Origin of the sequence: Micromonospora globbae (assembly GCF_003610785.1) — a bacterium.
In the GTDB taxonomy this organism is placed as follows: domain Bacteria; phylum Actinomycetota; class Actinomycetes; order Mycobacteriales; family Micromonosporaceae; genus Micromonospora; species Micromonospora globbae.
This window is the reverse complement of the sequence record NZ_RAQQ01000005.1, coordinates 126,196-143,250: the sequence shown is the minus strand read 5'-3', so window position 1 is coordinate 143,250 and position 17,055 is coordinate 126,196. Positions and strand designations below refer to the sequence as shown.

Genomic DNA, 17,055 nt, shown 5'->3' with positions numbered 1-17,055 from the left:
GCGACGGGGTTTCCGGGGTTCCCAAGGTGTGACCGGCGCCACTAGCTTGTCACCCATGCGGAGCACGATGATGGACGCCCCTCTCCAGGTCTCCCGGATCCTCGATCACGGCTCCACCGTGCACGGCACCGCCGAGGTGGTCACGTGGACCGGCGCGGAACCGCGCCGGATGTCGTACGCCGAGGTCGGCCGGGCCGCCGCGAGGCTGGCCCACGGGTTGCGCGCCGAGTGCGGCGTGACCGGCGACGAGCGGGTGGCCACGTTCATGTGGAACAACAACGAGCACCTGGTCGCGTACTTCGCGGTGCCCAGCATGGGCGCCGTGCTGCACACCCTGAACATCCGCCTCTTCCCGGACCAGGTCGCCTACATCGCCAACCACGCCGAGGACCGGGTGGTGCTGGTCGACACCACGCTGATCCCGCTGCTGGCGCGGGCGATCGGGGCGATGACGACGGTCCGGCACGTGGTGGTGGTCGGCGGTGGCGATCCCGCCCCGCTGGTGGAGGCGGCCGGCGACCGGATCACCGTGCACCGCTGGGACGACCTGGTCGCGGGCCGGCCCGAGACGTACGACTGGCCGCAGGTGGACGAGCGGGACGCCGCGGCGCTCTGCTACACCTCGGGGACGACGGGCAACCCGAAGGGCGTCGCGTACTCGCACCGCTCGATCTACCTGCACTCCCTCCAGGTGTGCATGCCGGAGGGCTTCGGGCTCGGCCCCGGCGACCGGGAGTTGGCCATCGTGCCGATGTTCCACGCGATGTCCTGGGGGCTGCCGTACGCGGCCTTCATCTCCGGCGCCTCGCTGATCATGCCGGACCGCTTCCTCCAGGCCGCGCCGATCGCCGAGATGATCGCCGCCGAGCGGCCCACCCTGGCGGGCGCGGTGCCGACCATCTGGACCGACCTGCTGGCCTACCTGGACGGTCACGAGGTGGACACCTCCTCGCTGAAGGAGGTCATCGTGGGCGGCTCGGCCTGCCCGCCGGCGCTCATGCACGCGTTCGCCGAGCGGCACGGCATCGAGGTCATCCACGCCTGGGGGATGACGGAGATGTCGCCGCTGGGGTCGGTGTCCCGGCCGCCGGCCGGGCTGACGGCCGAGGAGGCGTGGCGTTACCGCTACACGCAGGGCCGGGTGCCGGCCGGTGTGGAGGCGCGCATCGTCGGGCCCGCGGGGGAGCCGCTGCCCGCCGACGGCACGTCCGTGGGGGAACTCGAGGTCCGCGGGCCGTGGGTGACCGCACGGTACGTGGGCGACGAGACGCCGGACGAGGATAAGTTCCGCGACGGCTGGCTGCGTACGGGCGACGTGGGGACGCTCTCACCGGACGGTTTCATCACGCTCACCGACCGGGCGAAGGACGTCATCAAGTCCGGCGGTGAGTGGATCTCGTCGGTGGAGCTGGAGAACGCCCTGATGGCGCACCCGGCCGTGCTGGAGGCCTGTGTGGTCGGTGTGCCGGACGAGCGCTGGGACGAGCGGCCGCTGGCGACGGTCGTGGTCCGCGAGGGCGCCTCGGTGACCGTCGAGGAGCTGCGGGACTTCCTGTCCGCCTCGGTGGCCCGCTGGCAGCTGCCGGAGCGGTGGGCCTTCATCGACGCGGTGCCGAAGACGAGCGTCGGCAAGTTCGACAAGAAGGTCGTCCGTTCGCGGTACGCGGAGGGAAAACTCACCGTGCGAGAGCTGACCGCCCCGTAACGTTTCCCCGCGGGCTGACGCCTGTACGGGTAGGAGAGCTCCTCCCGAGACCTACCTCCCCGAGGGCGGCCCCGGCGTTCGCACCGCGCCGGGGCCGCCCCTTCTCTGCGGGGCGACCCGCACGACCATTATTGCGAAAGTTGTTCGCCTCTGTCCCGATGACGGCGAAATCTCCTGGTGGGATCCGCTGCGCCCGGCGTCACCCTTCGCTCGTGGTGATCAGCACCTTGCCGACCACCCCGTTCTCCACCGCCTGGTGGGCGGCGGCGGTCGCGGTGAGCGGGTGGTGGTGCAGCGGCAGCCCCGCCTCCTCGCCCACCCGGACGGCGCCCTGGGCGACCGCCGCGGACACGTCCACGATGGCCTGCGCTTTGGCGGCCTTCGGCTCCGAGTAGACGAGCACGAACTGCCACCGGGCGTTCGGCATCATCGACGGCCGGACGGGGATCGTGACGTCGCTGCCGCCCTCGTCGGCGTAGACGCAGACCGCGCCGCCGTTGTGCAGGATCTGCGCGTCGACGGCCGCGTTGGCGGCCGGGGCGACCTCGACGATCGTGTGCACCCCGTCGGGCGCGATCTTGCGGACCTCCTCGACCACGTCCTGTTCCCGGTAGTTGATGACGTAGGAGGCGCCCGCGGCCGCCGCGAGCTGCGCCTTCTCCGCACTGCTCACCGTGGCGACCACGCAGGCGTCCGCCCAGCGGGCGAGCTGGATCGCCGCGTTGCCGACGGCGCCCGCCCCGCCCTGGACCAGCACGGTGTGGTCGCTCAGCGCGCCGGCGTGCAGCCGCTCGGGCATGTACTCGCCGGCCGTGAGGCAGCGGTGCGCGGTGAGGAACGGGATGCCGAGGCAGGCGCCCAGGTCGAACGAGGCGCTGCCGAGGCTCACCGCGTGCCGCACCGGCACCACCGTGTACTCGGTTGCGGTGCCCCACGGCCGCTGCCAGGCGGCCTCCCACAGCCAGACCCGCTCGCCGATGAGGATCTGGTCGACGCCCTCGCCGACCGCCTCGATGACGCCGGCCCCGTCCTGCCCCGGGATCTGCCATCCCTCGGGCGGCATCGGCCAGAGCCGCCGCGCCTTCCAGTCGGTGGGGTTCACACCGGACACGGCCAGCCGGACCAGCACCTCGCCGGGCCCCGGCTCGGGCACCGGCCGCTCGACCAGCTGGAGCACGGACGGGTCACCGGTCCGCTCGTACACGATCGCTTTCATCGATGTCTCCTCCCGGTGTCCCCGTCCGCCCTACCCGGGCGCCCACCGATCATTCCGGCCGCCCCCACCGTACGACCCGGTCGGCGGCGGCTGGCGGCGGGAGTCCGCTCACGCGGCGGGCTTGAGCACGACCTTCGAGTAGCCCTCCTCGCGCCGGTCGAAGCGCTCGTACGCCTCCGGCGCCGCGTCCAGCGGCAGTTCCTTGCTGACCACGAAGCTCGGCGTCGCCCGCCCGGCCACGATGAGGTTCCGCAGGTGCTCGTTGTACGCCTTGACGTTGGCCTGCCCGGTGCCCATCCGCAGGCCCTTCTCGAAGAACTTCCCGACCTTGAACAGCAGCTCACCACGGCCCGAGTGCGGGTCCGGCGCGCCCGGGTCCTCCGCCAGGTACAGCCCGATCACGCCGATCGTGCCCGTCGCGCGCACCACGTCGACCAGTGTGTTCAGCACCAGCGCCGGCTGCTCCTCGCCGCTCGGCGCGGACGCCTGGTAGCCCACCGCGTCCACGCCCTTGTCGGTGCCGACCCCGTCCGTCCGCCCCCGGATCTGCTCGACCGGGTCGCCCTTGCTGAAGTCGACGGGGATCGCGCCGATGGACTCGGCCAGGCGGAGCCGGTCCGGCACCCGGTCCACCACGAAGACCTGGGCCGCGCCCATGATGATCGCGGAGTACGCCGCCATCAGACCGACCGGCCCACCACCCATGACCGTGATGTTCTCGCCCGGGAGCAGCCCGGTCATCGCCACGCCGTGGTAGCCCGTGGGGAAGATGTCGGCGAGCATCGCGAAGTCGTTCTCGTGCTCCGTCCCGGGCGGCAGCTTCAGGCAGTTGAAGTCGGCGAACGGCACCCGCAGGTACTCCGCCTGCCCGCCCCGGTAGGGCCCCATCGACACGTAGCCGTAGGCGCCGCCCGCGAAGCCCGGGTTCACCGTGAGGCAGAAGCCGGTCTTGCCCTCCCGGCAGTTGCGGCAGAAGCCGCAGGCCACGTTGAACGGCATGGAGACCCGGTCGCCGGTGCGCAGACTCACGACGCCGGGACCGGTCTCGACGATGACGCCCATGTTCTCGTGGCCGAAGACGATGCCCGGCTCGGCGGCCGTGCGGCCCTCGTACATGTGCAGGTCCGAACCGCAGATCGCCGTGGTCGTGATCTTGACGATGACGTCGTTCGGGTGCTCGATGCGCGGGTCCTCGACCTCGGTCACCGTGACGTCGCGCGGCCCCTGGTACACCACTGCCCTCATGTCACCGACCGTAGGCCGGTCGGGACGCCCGGGGTGGCCGTTCAGCCGAGCCGCTCCACCACCTCGGGGGTCAGCTCGTCGATCGCCCCGAGGGTCACGGCGGCGAGCTGCGCGGCGTCCGGGTCCAGGGGGTACGCGCCGTGCGGCACCGCCACCACCCGCATCCCGGCGGCGGCCGCCGAGCGTACGCCGTTGGAGGAGTCCTCGACGGCGGCGCAGCGTGCCGGGTCGATCCCCAGCCGCTCCGCCACGGCGAGGTAGACGTCCGGCGCCGGCTTGCCGCGCGCCGTCTCCTCGGTGGAGAGCGTCGCGCGGAACACGCCGGTCAGGCCGGTCGCGGCCAGCGTCGCGGCGATCAGCCGGGTCGGTGACGAGCTGGCGAGCCCCAGCGGCCACCGCGCGGCCATCCGGCGCACCACCTGGTCGGCGTCGTCGATGAGGGGTACGCGGGCCGCGTACCGCCGGGTCATCTCGTCGACCACCTCGGTGGCCACCTGCTCGGCCGTGCGGTCGACGCCCAGCTCGTCGCTGAGGTAACGGGCCCACTCGCCGGTGCTCATCCCCATGAGCCGGCGCTGGCTGTCCGGCTGCCAGGTGCCGCCGTGCGTCGCCACGTACGCCCGCCGGACCTCCTCCCAGACCGGCTCGGAGTCCACGATCACGCCGTCCAGGTCGAAGATCACCGCATCCACCACGTGCCCATCCTGCCCGATGGGCGGCCGGTACGGCGGCAGGGCCGGAACGGCGGGCGGGCGCTCCGGCTCCTTCCCGCACCGCCCGCAGTCGTGCTCCGCGGCTTGCTCAGGCGGGCAGGGCGGGCAGTCCGATGGGGCTGTCGGGCGGGATGACCGTGTGGCAGGCGCGGGCGATCGGGTAGAGCAGGTCGCGCAGCCGGTCCGCACGGTCCGTGCCGAGCAGGCGCCAGGGGCGGGCCGCCGCGGTGTCCGTGGCGTCCTCGACGGCCTGGAAGCCGGCCCGCCCGCGCTCGGTGGGCTCCCCGTCCGGGGTGAGCCAGCCACGGACGGTCAGCCGCTCCCGCGCGGCCTTCCACTCCTCCTCGGTCCAGCCGCGGCCGAGCAGGTTGTGCGCCGGCATGTCCACCGCGACCCGCCAGGCCAGCGTCTCCACGGGGTCGAGGTCGGCGGCCACCAGCGCGGCGACGTGCCCGTCGCCCCGGTGCTCGCGCAGGGTGGTGGCGGCCTGCCAGAGCCGGGCCAGCGGGTACTCGCCGGCGGGGAGCGCCGCGTTCGCCGCGCCCAGCACCCGGCCGGCGGTCTCCACCGCGCCGGCGGCCTCGTCCAGCAGGTCGGCGGCCTCGACGAGGTGCGTCTCGGGCAGCTCGTAGGTCAGCTCGGCGAGGGCCTGCACCGCGCCGGTGAGCCGGGCGCGCAGCGCCTCCGCCGGGGTGGCCAGCCGCCAGACGGCCGGCAGCGCGCGGCTCACCATGGGCGGGGCGAAGCTGAAGAACGCCGCGGTCACCGGGGCGGCGTCGACGGCGCCGAGCGGGGCGGCGCGCCCGGCGAAGTAGCCGCGCCAGTAGCCGCGGAGCCCGGCCGCCTCGTAGGCGGCGCGGGCTCGCGGGTGGAAGTAGGTGACGGCGTGTACCGGTTCGAAGTGTGTCCACATCAGCCGGGCGGTCCGCCCAAGGCCGTCCAGCGCCGTCACGTGCACCTCCGCGTCGATTCCGGGACACCCCGGGCGCGGCGGCCCAGGGTGACCCGGAACCTACTGGACGTGCGTAACGAGCTGGAAGCCCTCTGTGGGCAACTGCATCGCCAAGCGGTGACGGACCGGGACGAACCGGTGGCTCACTGAGCGGCCAGCACGTCCACGACGAAGCGCAGCGGGCCGGCCGGCGCACCGCCCTGGGGGTTCTCGCCGTACGCCAGGTCGGCGGGGATGTCGATCTGCACGCGGCTGCCCACGGTGACGCCCACGAGGCCCTGGTCCCAGCCCTTGATGACCTGCCCGACGCCGATCGGGAAGCTGGCCGGCTCGCCACGCGACCACGACGAGTCGAACTCCTGGCCGTCCTTGTAGAGCACGCCCACGTAGTTCGTGGTGATCGTCTGGCCGGCCTTGACCGCCGGGCCGGTGCCCTTGATCAGCGGCGTCACGGTCAGCTTCTTCAGCTCGCCGGTGCCGGCGGTGACGGTCGGCTTGGTGCCGAGCGCCGGGTCGGCGCCCTCGGGCAGCTGCGGGCTGGGGGCGGCGGCGGGCTGGTCGGCCGGGGCACTCGCGGACGGGGTGGCGTCCGCCTGCGGAGCCGCGTCGTCGTCACCACCCTGACCGACGATCACGAAGACGGTGATCAGCACGGCGACCACGGCGAGGCCGGCCAGACCGCCGAGCCACGCCTGGCGGCGGCGCTTCGCCTCGGCCTCCTTCTGCGCGGCCAACTGGGCGGCCAACCGCCGCTCCGACTTAGCCCGGTTCTGGGTCCGCTCGCTCACTCGTCGACTCCCTGAAGAGGTGGGTGGCCGGCAGCGCGTGCCGGGGGGACAGCCGACGCACACGGTACCTGCCCGGACGCCCGATGTGGCCACCCCGGAACGCCGCGATCGCGGAAACCGGCTACGTCACTCCCCGACGCAGCGGGCCAGCGCCTGCCGCAGATGGGCCTTCGGCCGGGCGCCGACGAGCGAGTCGACCAGCTCACCGTGCCGGAACACCAGGAGGGTCGGCAACGACAGCACCCGGTAGCGCCGGGTGACCTCCGGGTTCTCGTCGGAGTTGACGGTGACGATGGTGAGCCGGCCCGCGAACTCCTCGGCCAGCTCGGCGAGGCTGCGCGAGATGGCGTGGCAGGGCGGGCACCACTCCGCCCACACGTCGACCACCACGGGTCGGTCCGCGGCCAGCACGGTGCTCGCGAAGGTGCCGTCGGTGACGGCGGTCAGCGCGTGCGGCGCGACCTGAGACATGTTTCCTCCCGCTGGGCGATGGCGTGGGCGAGCTGCTCCCGCAGCTCCTGGCGGACGGCGTGCAGCCGCTCGATGCCGGCGTCGACCTCGGCGAGCTTCCGGCGCAGCACGGCGACCGAATCCGGGCAGACGTGCCCGGAGGTGTTGCCGGCGCGCAGGCAGGCCACGAACGGCCGGATGTCGTCGAGCCCGAACCCCACCGCGAGCAGTGACCGGATCTCGCGGACGACCCGCAGCTCCGCCTCGTCGTAGACCCGGTAGCCGCTGGCTGAGCGGGCCGGCCGCACCAGCCCCTGCGTCTCGTAGTAGCGCAGGGCCCGGGTGGTCGTGCCGGCGCGCTCCGCAAGCTCGCCGATCAACATTGGAACCTCCCTCGCCGCCGGCGTCACGCCGAACGCTAGACCTTGCCGCCGACGTCAAGGCAAACACGGACCGGGCGGGGAACCGGGCACGGCGCCCGGACGTCCCGGTAGATTCCGGCCATGCAGATCCTCACCGACGAAGACCTCGCGCTGCTGCGCGAGCCGCAGCTCGCCCACGTGGCCACCATCGAGGAGGACGGCAGTCCGCACGTCACGCCCGTCTGGATCGACACCGACGGCGAGCACATCCTGTTCAACACCGTCGCCGGCCGGGTGAAGTACGAGAACCTGCGGCGCGACCCGCGGGTGTCGATCTCGGTTTCCGACCGGGCGGACGACTTCCGCACGCTGTGGGTGAAGGGCACCGCCGAACTGGTGACGGAGGGCGCCGACGCGCACATCGACCAGCTCGCGAAGAAGTACCTCGGCCAGGACACCTACCCGTTCCGGCGGCCCGGCGAGGTGCGGGTGATCGTCCGGGTCACGCCGACGCAGAAGCTCGGCCGGGGCTGAGCCGGCCCGGCGAGGCGACCGGCCACCACCGCGTACGCGAGGAGGCCGCCCTCAGGCGGTCTTGCGGGCGGCCTTCTTCGGCGCGGCCTTCTTCTCGGTGGTCTTCTTCTCGGCGGCCTTCTTCGGGGCGGCCTTCTTGGCCGCCGTCTTCTTGGGCGCGGCCTTCTTCTCGGCGGCCTTCTTCGCGGGCGCCTTCGCGGCCTTCTTCTCCGCGGTGGCCTTCTTCTCGGCCGCCTTCTTCTGCGCCGACCGGGCCGCCGAGATCGGGGTCGGCTCGGCGGCGCCCCCGCCCGCCGGCTCGCCGCGGGCCGCCCGGGCCCGCTCCACGGACGCCTTCAGCGCGGCCATGAGGTCGACGGCCGCGGGCGGGGCCTCCTCGACCTCCTCCGGCTGGACGACCTCACGGCCCTCGACCTTCGCGTCGATGACCTCCTGCAACGCGGCCCGGTAGTCGTCGGTGAACGCGTCCGGCTCGAAGTCGCCGGTCATCGAGTCGATCAGGGAACTGGCCATGGCCAGCTCGGGCGGGCGCACCTTGAGGTCCTCGTCGAGGAAGCCGAAGTCGGGTTTGCGCACCTCGTCGGGCCACAGCATGGTGTTGAGCAGCAGCACGCCCTCGCGTACGCGCAGCGTGGCGAGCTGTTCGCGCTGGCGCAGCGCCACCTTCACGATGGCCACCCGCTCGGAGTCGAGCAGCGCGTCGCGCAGCAGGACGTACGGCTTGGTGGCCGTGCCCTCCGGTTCGAGGAAGTAGGCCTTGTTGTAGAGGATCGGGTCGACCTGCTCGGCCGGTACGAACTCCAGCACGTCGATCGCGTGCGACGTGCTCAGCGGCAGCTCGGCGAAGTCCTCGTCGGTGAGGATCACCATCTCGCCGCCGCCGATGTCGTACCCCTTGGCGATGTCGTCGTAGCTCACCTCCTCGCCGCAGACCGAGCAGGTGCGCTTGTAGCGGATCCGTCCGCCGTCCTCCCGGTGCACCTGGTGGAAGCGGATGTCCTTCTCCTCGGTGGCCGAGTAGAGCTTGACCGCGATCGAGACCAGCCCGAACGAGACCGCTCCCTTCCAGATGGCCCGCATGTCGGCTCCTCTCCCCGGTACAGATCAGGATCGCAAAGGATCGAAGCGGGCGCGAGGACTTCCGCCGCGAACTACAGTCAGGAGGTGCCCGGCGCGCCTGTGAAGCCGATGCTCGCGACGACCGGGCAGCTCCCGGCGGGTGACGGCTGGGCGTACGAGTTCAAGTGGGACGGCGTGCGCGCGCTCGCCGACATCTCCGGCGGCCAGCAGCATCTGTACGCGCGGTCGGGCGTGGAGATCACCGCGGCGTACCCGGAACTCGCCACCCTCCGCGACCAGGTGGACGACGCGCTGCTCGACGGGGAGGTGGTGCTCCTCGGCGAGACCGGGCAGCCCTCGTTCACGGCGCTCGCCGAGCGGATGCACGTGCGGGACCGGAACAAGGCCGCCCGGCTCGCGGCGGTCATCCCCGTCACGTACATGATCTTCGACCTGCTCCGCCTCGACGGCGACGACCTGACCGGCTGGCCGTACGAACGCCGGCGCGAGGCCCTCGACGGCCTCGGCCTGGGCGGCGCGCGGTGGGCCGTACCCCCGACCTTCGCCGACGGCCGGGCCACCTACGCGGCCGCCGGCGAGAACGGCCTGGAGGGGGTGATGGCCAAGCGGCTCGGGTCGGTCTACCGGCCCGGCGTGCGCTCGCCCGACTGGGTGAAGGTCAAGCTCGAGGTGACCGGCGACTTCGTGGTCGGCGGGTGGCGGCCGGGCGCGCGGAAGATCGGTGGGCTGCTGGTCGGGGTGCCCCGCCCCGACGGCCGGCTGACCTACCGGGGCCGGGTCGGCGGCGGGATCGGCGCGGCCATCGAGCGCCAGCTCCTCGCCGAGCTGGAGCCGCTGCGAGCGCCGGCCTCCCCGTTCGCCGGGGACGTGCCGCGCGAGGATGCCCGGGGCGCGATCTGGGTAACACCCCGGGTCGTGGTGGAGGTGAAGTACGGCCAGCGCACGCCGGACGGGCGGCTGCGGTTCCCCCGGGTGCTGCGGCTGCGACCGGACAAACCGCCCGAGGAGGTCGACGATGCCGGCTGACCGGTTCCGGGTGGACGTCGAGGGCCGCTCGCTGGAGCTGTCCAACCTGGACAAGGTGCTCTACCCGGCCGCCGGGTTCACCAAGGGCGAGGTGATCGACTACTACACCCGGATCGCCCCGGTGCTCCTGCCGCACCTGCGGGACCGGGCGCTGACCCGGATCCGCTACCCGAACGGCGTCGACGGGGGCTCGTTCTTCGAGAAGAACGCCCCGGCGGCCACGCCGGACTGGGTGCGTACGGAGAACCTGCCCGCGCCCGGGTCGAGCAAGGGGCGGGAGACGATCGACTACGTGGTGGCCGACGACCTGCCCACCCTCGTGTGGCTCGCCAACCTCGCGGCGCTGGAGCTGCACACGCCGCAGTGGAAGGTCGGCGAGCACCCCGACATGATGGTGGTCGACCTCGACCCGGGGGCCCCGGCCGCGCTGAGGCAGTGCTGCCAGGTGGCGCTGCTGATGCGGGACCGGCTGGCCGCCGACGGCATCGACAGCTACCCGAAGACGTCCGGCAAGAAGGGGATGCAGCTCTGCTGCCCGATCGCCGGCACCCAGTCCTCCGACGACGTCTCCGCGTACGCCAAGCGGATCGCGCAGGAGCTGGAGCGGGCCCACCCGAAGCTGGTCGTGTCGAAGATGGCCAAGAACCTGCGGCCCGGCAAGGTCTTCATCGACTGGAGCCAGAACAACGCGGCGAAGACGACGGTCGCGCCGTACTCGCTGCGGGCCCAGTCGGTGCCGTCGGTGTCGACGCCGCTGACCTGGGACGAGGTGGAGGCGGGCGCGGCCGGGAAGCGGCCCGCCACGAAGCCGTACACGGCCGACGAGGTGCTCAGGCGGGTGGCGAAGTCCGGCGACCTGCTCGCCCCGATCCTCGACGGCGGTCCCGAGCTGCCCAACCCCTGAATCCGGTTGACACCGCCGCCGGTCGCGACGCCTACTGTGCGCCGGACCCGGCCCCCGGACGAAGGACGACGGTGGACACCATCGACACCCTCACCTGGAGCGCGTGCGGCGAGGACGACCTCCCGGCGCTCACCACGCTGGCCGAGGCGTGCCTCGCCGCCGACGGAGGGCTGCCGCTGTTCGCCACGCCGCGGCTGCTGCGGGCGCGGCTGCTCCAGAGCCGTACGCTCGCCGCCTGGCACGACGGCGTACCGGTGGCGGCCGTCGGCGTCGGGACCGACCGCCGGCCGGCCACCGCGACCGGTGTCGTGCACCCCGACTGGCGCGGGCGGGGCCTCGGCGGACGGCTGCTGAGCTGGGCCGGCGAGCAGGCCGGCGACGCCGACCTGCTGGTGACCACCGAGACGTGGAGCCCGGCCGGGGAGGCGCTGCTCACCGGGCGCGGCTTCGACCGCACGTTCGTCGAGTGGGTGCTGCGGCACGACCTCGCCGCCCTCCCCGACGTGGCGACGCCCGCCGGCGTCCGCACCGAGCCGGTGACCTGGGAGGCCGGGCCGGAGCTGTTAGCCACCTACCGGGCGTCCTTCGCCGACCGGCCCGGCTTCGAGGAGCGGGACGCCGGCGAGTGGCTGGGCGACCTGCGCGACGACGACGGGTACCGGCCGGACCTGTCGCTCATCGCGCGCGGCCCCGACGGCACGGCCGTCGGGTTCGTCAACGTCATCGACAACTGGATCGACCAGGTCGGCGTCGTCCCGGCGTGGCGGGGCCGGCGGCTCGGGGCGTACCTCGTGGCGGGCGCCCTCCGGTCGCTGGCCACCGACGGGGCGCGGGACGCCTGGCTCTGCGTGAACGACGACAACCCCGCGGCCGCCCTGTACCGCCGGTTGGGCTTCGCCGACGCGGGCCGCCGCGCCCGCTACCTGCTGCGCCACCCCTGACGCCGTCGGCGACGGACCGCGCGACCACAGTCGACGGACTCCCGGCCGCGGCGTGGTCGGCAGTCCGGAGCGGGTCAGCGACGAGGGACAGGCGGTGGCCGGCGTCGCGGCGGCCTACTCGGCGTTCGCCGAGCGGCGGCCCGCGCTCTACGACGCGATGTTCACCCTCAACGTCGACCTGCGGTTCGCCAGTCAGGAGACCCCGGTCGACCTGGCCCGGGGGTTCGCCGAGCTGACCGAGACCCTGCGGCCGTTCGCCGGCGACGACGACCTGGAGACGTTCACCGAGACCTTCTGGGCCGGCCTGCACGGCCTCGTGACGCTGATGCGCAGTGGGCGGCTCCGGCGTGCGGAGCAGCAGCGGCGGTTGGCGCTCCTCGTGGACCTCGTCTGCCGCGCCCGGTGACTGCACACCGGCCGGCGCGCCGGTGACTATGGTGGGACGGACCGGCAGGGAGGAACGCCCGATGACCGCCAGCACCCCCGTGACCGTGGCGGCCCACGCGCCGCGCGAGGTCGACCGCGCGCTGTTCACCTATCTCGACGACGCGACCGGGGAGCGGGTCGACCTGACCGCGCACCAGCTCGGTGAGTGGGCGGCGCGCAGCGCCGGACTGCTGCGGGACGGCTGCCGGCTGGCCGCCGGCGACCGGGTCGCCGTGCTGTTGCCGCCACACTGGCGTACGGCCGCCGTGCTGCTGGGCGCCTGGTCGCTCGGCCTGGCGGTGTCGTTCCGGCCGCGGGCCACCGCCGGGCTGGCGGTGCTGGAGCCGGGTGGCGACATGCCGTACGACGCGGTGTTCGTGACCCCGGAACGCCTCGACGACTGGCTGGAGGACGTGCCGGACGGGACGCACCGCTACCTCGTCGGCACGAAGCCCGGGCCGCTGGCCGGCGTGCCGGTGGGCTGGTTGGACTGGTCCACCGAGGTGCTCCGGCACGGCGATGCCGTCCCCCACTACACGGCCATCCGCTCGTCCGACGCGGCGACCCCGGACGGCACCACGTACGGCGAGTGGGGCGGGCTCGCGCGGGAGATGGCCCAGATGTGGGACCTGCGCGCCGGTGACCGGCTGCTGGTCGACGCCGCCGAGCACGAGCAGCCGCTGAAGTGGCTGCTCGCCCCGCTCTCCGTCGGCGCGTCCGTGGTGGTGTGCGCGAACCTCGACCGGTCGACGCTCGACACCCGGATCGCCGCCGAGCAGGTCACCCGGGTGCTGTAGGCCGGGCAGGCCCGACGGGCGGGCCAGTGTGGACGGGGTGGACGGGCGGTCACGACGCGCAGGTCACACGATCGTGATCTTCCTGGACGCTCGTCACGGTGGAAGGCTGACGGCATGAGCAGCGCACTCGTGCTGGCCGGCGGCGGGGTGGCCGGCATCGCCTGGGAACTGGGCGTCCTGCGGGGAATCGCCGACGCGGATCGCGCGCTCGCCGAGCGCGTCATCGCCGCCGACCTGGTCGTGGGCACCTCCGCGGGCTCGGCCGTGGCCGCGCAGATCACCAGCGGCGTCCCGCTGGACGAGCTGTACGCGGCGCAGCTGCGCCCCGAGACCGCCGAGATCGAGGTCGACGTCGACACGGAGAAGCTGTTCGCCGAGTACGGCGCGGTGCTCGGCGGCGTGTCCGACCCGCAGGAGGCGCGCCGTCGGCTGGGCGCGCTCGCGTTGGCCGCGAAGACCGTGGAGCCGGCCGTACGGCTCGGCGCGATCGACGCCCGGCTCCCGGTGAAGGAGTGGCCGGGACGGGACGTACGCCTGCCGGCCGTCGACGCGGAGACCGGCGAGGTCGCGATCTTCACCCGCCGGTCCGGCGTGAGCCTGCGCGACGCGGTGGCCGCGAGCTGCGCGGTGCCCGGCATCTGGCCGCCCGTCGCGATCGGTGACCGCCGTTACGTCGACGGCGGGGTGCGGTCCATGACGAACGCCGACCTGGCCGCGGGCGCCGAACGGGTGCTCGTCATCCAGCCCGTCCTGGAGGGCACGCCGCAGCCGTGGGGCAGCCTCGACGACGAGATCGCCGCGCTCGCGCCGGCCAGGGTCCACGTGGTCAGCGCCGACCAGGCGTCCGTGGACGCGTTCGGCGCCAACGCGCTGTCGCCCGCGACCCGGGCGCCGTCCGCCGAGGCGGGCCGGGCGGTCGGCAGGGCGCACGCGGACGCGGTCGCCGCCCTGTGGGGCTGACGGCTACCGCTCGCCGGCCCGGTCGACGCCCTTGTGCACCCGCACCGTGCGGTCGATGAGTTCGCGTAGCGCGGCCCGCCGACGGTCGTCGGGGACGGCCGCGAGGAACTCGTCGACACTCGCCTGGGCCGGCACGGTCACCGGCTGCTTCGACGTCGCCATGGCCCCAGGCTCCCAGCCGGGTACGACACGATGCTCCCGGCGCTCCATCGACGGTCCAGCCAGTCGAAAGACGGCACGTCAGGAGGACACGGGCCTGTCGGGAGAACGCCAGGTCGGCGAACAGGAATCTGCGCCGCAGGGGTCGCATCAAGCGGCGGCCGTCTCCTGTTCCTGTTTCAGCGCGGCTCTCCCGCCCTTGCTCAGCTTCCCGGCATGCCCGGCAGCCTTCCGCGGCACCAGCTGTGACACGCGCTGCGGAGAGATGCCGAGAAGCGCGCCGGCGTCGCGGACCGTGTAGCCCTTGGCGAGTAGCGCGCGTGCTGCGGTGACCGTCGCCTCTTCGGCGGTTTCCTCGGCCTTGCGGAGGGCGCTGCGGGCCTTGCGAGCGCGGGTCACCTCTTGCGGCAGGTCGGGCTGCACCTCAACGTCGAAGCTCTGCGGGTCGACATCGAGCATGAGGGCGATGGCTTCACGTGCCATCCCCTCAACCTGGTCAAGACGGCGAGCCTGAGAGAAGACGCCCTTGATCTCCGGCACGCTGATCGCCCACCACGCGCCCGATCGGACGCACCGCGCGGTGTACTTCATCAACGACCCCCCTTACCTCAAGCCCAGGCTGCGCAGGATACCCCGCGCCGTCAGTTCGTTGATCTCCTTGTGTCGAGGGATGACCACGTTCTGCGAGCCGAATCTGTAGATCGTGTGGCTGCCGCCCTCGCGCACCTTCTCAAAGGTCACGCCAGCATCGGCAGCAGCCTTGTTGATCTTGTTGATCAGATCGACCCGCTTCACGCCCGTAGTCTAGTCTACTAGATTCGATAAGTAGAGCCCCCTAGACTTAACTGCCTGGTGTTCCGGCGTCAGCTCTTACGGCAACGCGAGACGATCTGCCGGGGTGGATTGCCCCGCTGGCTTCTTCGTGGTGGAACCCTGCACGGTGCGGGCGGCCAGGCACTCGCGGAGCCGGTGCAGTTGGTCGATGTACGCGCTGATGACGCACCTGATCGTCCCGAGCGCCTCTGTAGTAGCGCTCCCGCGCCGCATGCTGTTACACCGGCAAGAGCCCTGCTCAGGGGGCCTGTTGTCGTGCCGCCGGACGTGTTCTCATACCGGGAAGACGACGCCATCGACATCTGGTCATGGCAACCCCGCGTCGATTCCGCACCGCTCTCCATTCCCTGAAAGGTGCACCGATGCACAGGAGACCGATCTTCCGACTGGCGGTCCTCACCGCCTCCGCCGCGACGTTCCTGGCGTCCGGTGGCGCCTACGGTGCGGTGGCCGCGGCCCCCGCGCCCGTCTCCCCGGGCGTCGCGGCGTGTGAGCCGGGCGCCGACGCGCACAGCGCGGCCCGCGTCGCCGAGGGCGCCACCGCGCAGGAGCCGGAGCTGTACTCCAAGAACGAGGCGAACGCGTACGGGGTCATCAAGGACTCGCCGCGCCTGCCCAACGGCAGCGTCACCGTGCCCACGGTCTTCCACATGATCTCCGACCACCCGCTCACCGCGGCCGAGACGGCCCGGTGGAAGACGATGATCGCGGACCAGATGGAGGTGCTGAACGACTCGTTTGCCGGCCGTACCGCGCCGGACGCCTCCGACACGCCGTTCCGCTTCGAGCTGGTCGACACCACGTGGACGGTGAACAGCGACTGGTACACGGTCGTGCCGGGCAAGAACGAGCGGGACATGAAGAAGGCGCTGTACACCGGCGACGCCCGCACCCTGAACGTGTACGCGGCGAACATCGGCGGCGGGCTGCTCGGCTGGGCGTACTTCCCGAAGGGCTACAACAACGGCCGCGACTACATCGACGGCGTGGTGATGCTCGACGAGTCGATGCCGGGCGGCACGGCCGGCAAGTACTCCCTGGGTGACACCCTCACCCACGAGGTCGGGCACTGGCTGATGCTGGAGCACACCTTCGCGCACGGGTGCTCCGCGTCCGGTGACTTCGTCGCGGACACGCCGCGCGAGGCGCACCCGCAGTTCGACTGCCCGGTGGGGGCGGACACCTGCACCGCGCCCGGGCTGGACCCGATCCACAACTTCATGGACTACACGCAGGACTCGTGCATGAACATGTTCACGCCGGGCCAGGCGGACCGGATGAGCGACGCCTGGGTCGCCTTCCGGGCCGGCGGCGGCAAGAGCTGACCAAGGATCGCGGGGTTGACGGGCCGCGGCACGGCGGCCGTCAACCCCTTCCTTGTGCCCGCCGGTCGGTACCGCCGTCGTGGACCCACTCAGGCCCGGTCGCGCCAGGGCGCGCGCCGCGAGCAGGGCGCGGTGTGGTCGACCGGCAGGGCACACCGCGCGCCGCCGGGCAGTGGGCGGTCGCAGAAGACCCAGTGGCGTACGCCCTGCTGGTCCTCGGCCGACACGGTGACCCCGCCCGGCTCGACCCGTACGCTGAGCCGGGCCAGCACCCGCGCGGCGGTCCGGGCGAAGATCCGCGCGCGAACCAGGTCGGGCGCGGCGACCGGCACGTGGATCACCCAACGGTCGCTCATCGGTAGCGGCGGTTCGCCGACTGGGCGCTCTGCCAGGCGCGCAGGGCGTTCTTGATGCGTACGTTCTCCTCCTGCACGGCGGCCAGTGCGGTCTGCGCGACGGTGAGTTCGTCGGCCACCTGGTGCAGGAAGGCGCGGATCTCGACCGGATCGAGGCCGCGCCGCCGGACGTTGAAGTGCCGCTCACGGATGTGCCAGGGCCGCAGAGGTGCCGGGACGCTTGTGAAGCGTGGTTCCTGGCGCCGGCCCGCCAGCCGACGGATCAGGTTGCGCACGGGTGAC

Annotated in this window: 22 protein-coding genes; 9 read left to right on the top strand and 13 right to left on the bottom strand. The window is 72.8% G+C overall.

Annotated features, from left to right (window positions below):
- The first annotated feature begins 70 nt into the window (after positions 1–70).
- Positions 71–1,705, top strand: coding sequence for a fatty acid--CoA ligase (locus D7I43_RS08665; RefSeq protein ID WP_192902111.1), 1,635 nt, complete (start codon positions 71–73; stop codon positions 1,703–1,705).
- 199 nt (positions 1,706–1,904) lie between these two features.
- Here the strand turns inward: D7I43_RS08665 and D7I43_RS08660 are convergent, their stop codons facing one another.
- The 7 genes from D7I43_RS08660 to D7I43_RS08630 all read right to left on the bottom strand — a co-directional run bounded on the left by D7I43_RS08660 (position 1,905) and on the right by D7I43_RS08630 (position 7,452).
- Positions 1,905–2,921, bottom strand: a complete 1,017-nt coding sequence (locus D7I43_RS08660; RefSeq protein ID WP_120327899.1) for an NADPH:quinone reductase — start codon at positions 2,919–2,921, stop codon at positions 1,905–1,907.
- Positions 2,922–3,029: 108 nt separating this feature from the next.
- Positions 3,030–4,166 carry a glutathione-independent formaldehyde dehydrogenase gene (locus tag D7I43_RS08655; RefSeq protein WP_120327898.1) on the bottom strand — a complete coding sequence of 379 codons (1,137 nt, stop codon included), beginning with the start codon at positions 4,164–4,166 and terminating at the stop codon, positions 3,030–3,032.
- Positions 4,167–4,207: 41 nt separating this feature from the next.
- Positions 4,208–4,861 (bottom strand): HAD family hydrolase, encoded by a 654-nt coding sequence (locus D7I43_RS08650; RefSeq protein WP_120327897.1) that lies wholly within the window; start codon positions 4,859–4,861, stop codon positions 4,208–4,210.
- A 106-nt stretch (positions 4,862–4,967) separates the two neighbouring features.
- Positions 4,968–5,792, bottom strand: coding sequence for an SCO6745 family protein (locus D7I43_RS08645; protein ID WP_120328066.1), 825 nt, complete (start codon positions 5,790–5,792; stop codon positions 4,968–4,970).
- Between the two features lie 182 nt (positions 5,793–5,974).
- Positions 5,975–6,619 (bottom strand): FKBP-type peptidyl-prolyl cis-trans isomerase, encoded by a 645-nt coding sequence (locus D7I43_RS08640; protein WP_120327896.1) that lies wholly within the window; start codon positions 6,617–6,619, stop codon positions 5,975–5,977.
- Between the two features lie 126 nt (positions 6,620–6,745).
- Positions 6,746–7,090: a thioredoxin gene (gene trxA, locus D7I43_RS08635; protein ID WP_120327895.1), complete on the bottom strand. Its 345-nt coding sequence runs from the start codon at positions 7,088–7,090 to the stop codon at positions 6,746–6,748.
- Complete coding sequence (locus D7I43_RS08630) at positions 7,063–7,452, bottom strand: MerR family transcriptional regulator (RefSeq protein WP_120327894.1); 390 nt, start codon at positions 7,450–7,452, stop codon at positions 7,063–7,065. Before D7I43_RS08630 ends, trxA begins: the two co-directional genes overlap by 28 nt.
- A 120-nt stretch (positions 7,453–7,572) precedes the next feature.
- Between D7I43_RS08630 and D7I43_RS08625 the strand changes: the two genes are divergently transcribed.
- Positions 7,573–7,965, top strand: a complete 393-nt coding sequence (locus D7I43_RS08625; RefSeq protein WP_120327893.1) for a PPOX class F420-dependent oxidoreductase — start codon at positions 7,573–7,575, stop codon at positions 7,963–7,965.
- 51 nt (positions 7,966–8,016) lie between these two features.
- Here D7I43_RS08625 and ku read toward each other — a convergent pair whose 3' ends face one another.
- On the bottom strand, positions 8,017–9,045 hold the full coding sequence (gene ku, locus D7I43_RS08620) for a non-homologous end joining protein Ku (RefSeq protein WP_120327892.1): 1,029 nt from the start codon (positions 9,043–9,045) through the stop codon (positions 8,017–8,019).
- A gap of 84 nt (positions 9,046–9,129) precedes the next feature.
- Here ku and ligD (D7I43_RS08615) point away from each other — a divergent pair, with 84 nt between their 5' ends.
- From ligD (D7I43_RS08615) to D7I43_RS08590, 6 genes are all read left to right on the top strand, one after another.
- Positions 9,130–10,071 (top strand): non-homologous end-joining DNA ligase, encoded by a 942-nt coding sequence (ligD, locus tag D7I43_RS08615; protein ID WP_120327891.1) that lies wholly within the window; start codon positions 9,130–9,132, stop codon positions 10,069–10,071.
- A complete protein-coding gene (gene ligD / locus D7I43_RS08610; RefSeq protein WP_120327890.1) occupies positions 10,061–10,975 on the top strand; it encodes a non-homologous end-joining DNA ligase in 915 nt (304 codons plus the stop codon). Before ligD (D7I43_RS08615) ends, ligD (D7I43_RS08610) begins: the two co-directional genes overlap by 11 nt.
- A 71-nt stretch (positions 10,976–11,046) precedes the next feature.
- Positions 11,047–11,916, top strand: coding sequence for a GNAT family N-acetyltransferase (locus D7I43_RS08605; RefSeq protein ID WP_120327889.1), 870 nt, complete (start codon positions 11,047–11,049; stop codon positions 11,914–11,916).
- A 52-nt stretch (positions 11,917–11,968) separates the two neighbouring features.
- The gene (locus tag D7I43_RS08600) at positions 11,969–12,322 is read left to right on the top strand and encodes a TetR-like C-terminal domain-containing protein (protein ID WP_120327888.1); all 354 of its coding nucleotides are present in this window, start codon (positions 11,969–11,971) and stop codon (positions 12,320–12,322) included.
- A gap of 61 nt (positions 12,323–12,383) precedes the next feature.
- Entirely contained in the window at positions 12,384–13,139 is a 756-nt protein-coding gene (locus tag D7I43_RS08595; protein WP_120327887.1) for a TIGR03089 family protein, read from the top strand.
- Positions 13,140–13,253: 114 nt separating this feature from the next.
- Complete coding sequence (locus tag D7I43_RS08590) at positions 13,254–14,099, top strand: patatin-like phospholipase family protein (protein ID WP_120327886.1); 846 nt, start codon at positions 13,254–13,256, stop codon at positions 14,097–14,099.
- A gap of 3 nt (positions 14,100–14,102) precedes the next feature.
- On the opposite strand, the gene D7I43_RS32720 is transcribed toward D7I43_RS08590, so the two are convergent.
- From D7I43_RS32720 to D7I43_RS08580, 3 genes are all read right to left on the bottom strand, one after another.
- The gene (locus D7I43_RS32720; protein ID WP_158610084.1) at positions 14,103–14,261 is read right to left on the bottom strand and encodes a hypothetical protein; all 159 of its coding nucleotides are present in this window, start codon (positions 14,259–14,261) and stop codon (positions 14,103–14,105) included.
- A 147-nt stretch (positions 14,262–14,408) separates the two neighbouring features.
- Positions 14,409–14,849, bottom strand: a complete 441-nt coding sequence (locus D7I43_RS08585; protein WP_120327885.1) for a type II toxin-antitoxin system HicB family antitoxin — start codon at positions 14,847–14,849, stop codon at positions 14,409–14,411.
- A 12-nt stretch (positions 14,850–14,861) separates the two neighbouring features.
- Positions 14,862–15,053 carry a type II toxin-antitoxin system HicA family toxin gene (locus D7I43_RS08580; protein WP_120327884.1) on the bottom strand — a complete coding sequence of 64 codons (192 nt, stop codon included), beginning with the start codon at positions 15,051–15,053 and terminating at the stop codon, positions 14,862–14,864.
- A 401-nt stretch (positions 15,054–15,454) separates the two neighbouring features.
- Between D7I43_RS08580 and D7I43_RS08575 the strand changes: the two genes are divergently transcribed.
- Positions 15,455–16,417, top strand: coding sequence for a zinc metalloprotease (locus D7I43_RS08575; RefSeq protein ID WP_120327883.1), 963 nt, complete (start codon positions 15,455–15,457; stop codon positions 16,415–16,417).
- An 89-nt stretch (positions 16,418–16,506) separates the two neighbouring features.
- Here D7I43_RS08575 and D7I43_RS08570 read toward each other — a convergent pair whose 3' ends face one another.
- Both D7I43_RS08570 and D7I43_RS08565 read right to left on the bottom strand, forming a co-directional pair.
- Positions 16,507–16,773: a hypothetical protein gene (locus D7I43_RS08570; protein ID WP_120327882.1), complete on the bottom strand. Its 267-nt coding sequence runs from the start codon at positions 16,771–16,773 to the stop codon at positions 16,507–16,509.
- A complete protein-coding gene (locus D7I43_RS08565; protein ID WP_120327881.1) occupies positions 16,770–17,048 on the bottom strand; it encodes a DivIVA domain-containing protein in 279 nt (92 codons plus the stop codon). Before D7I43_RS08565 ends, D7I43_RS08570 begins: the two co-directional genes overlap by 4 nt.
- Positions 17,049–17,055 lie beyond the last annotated feature (7 nt).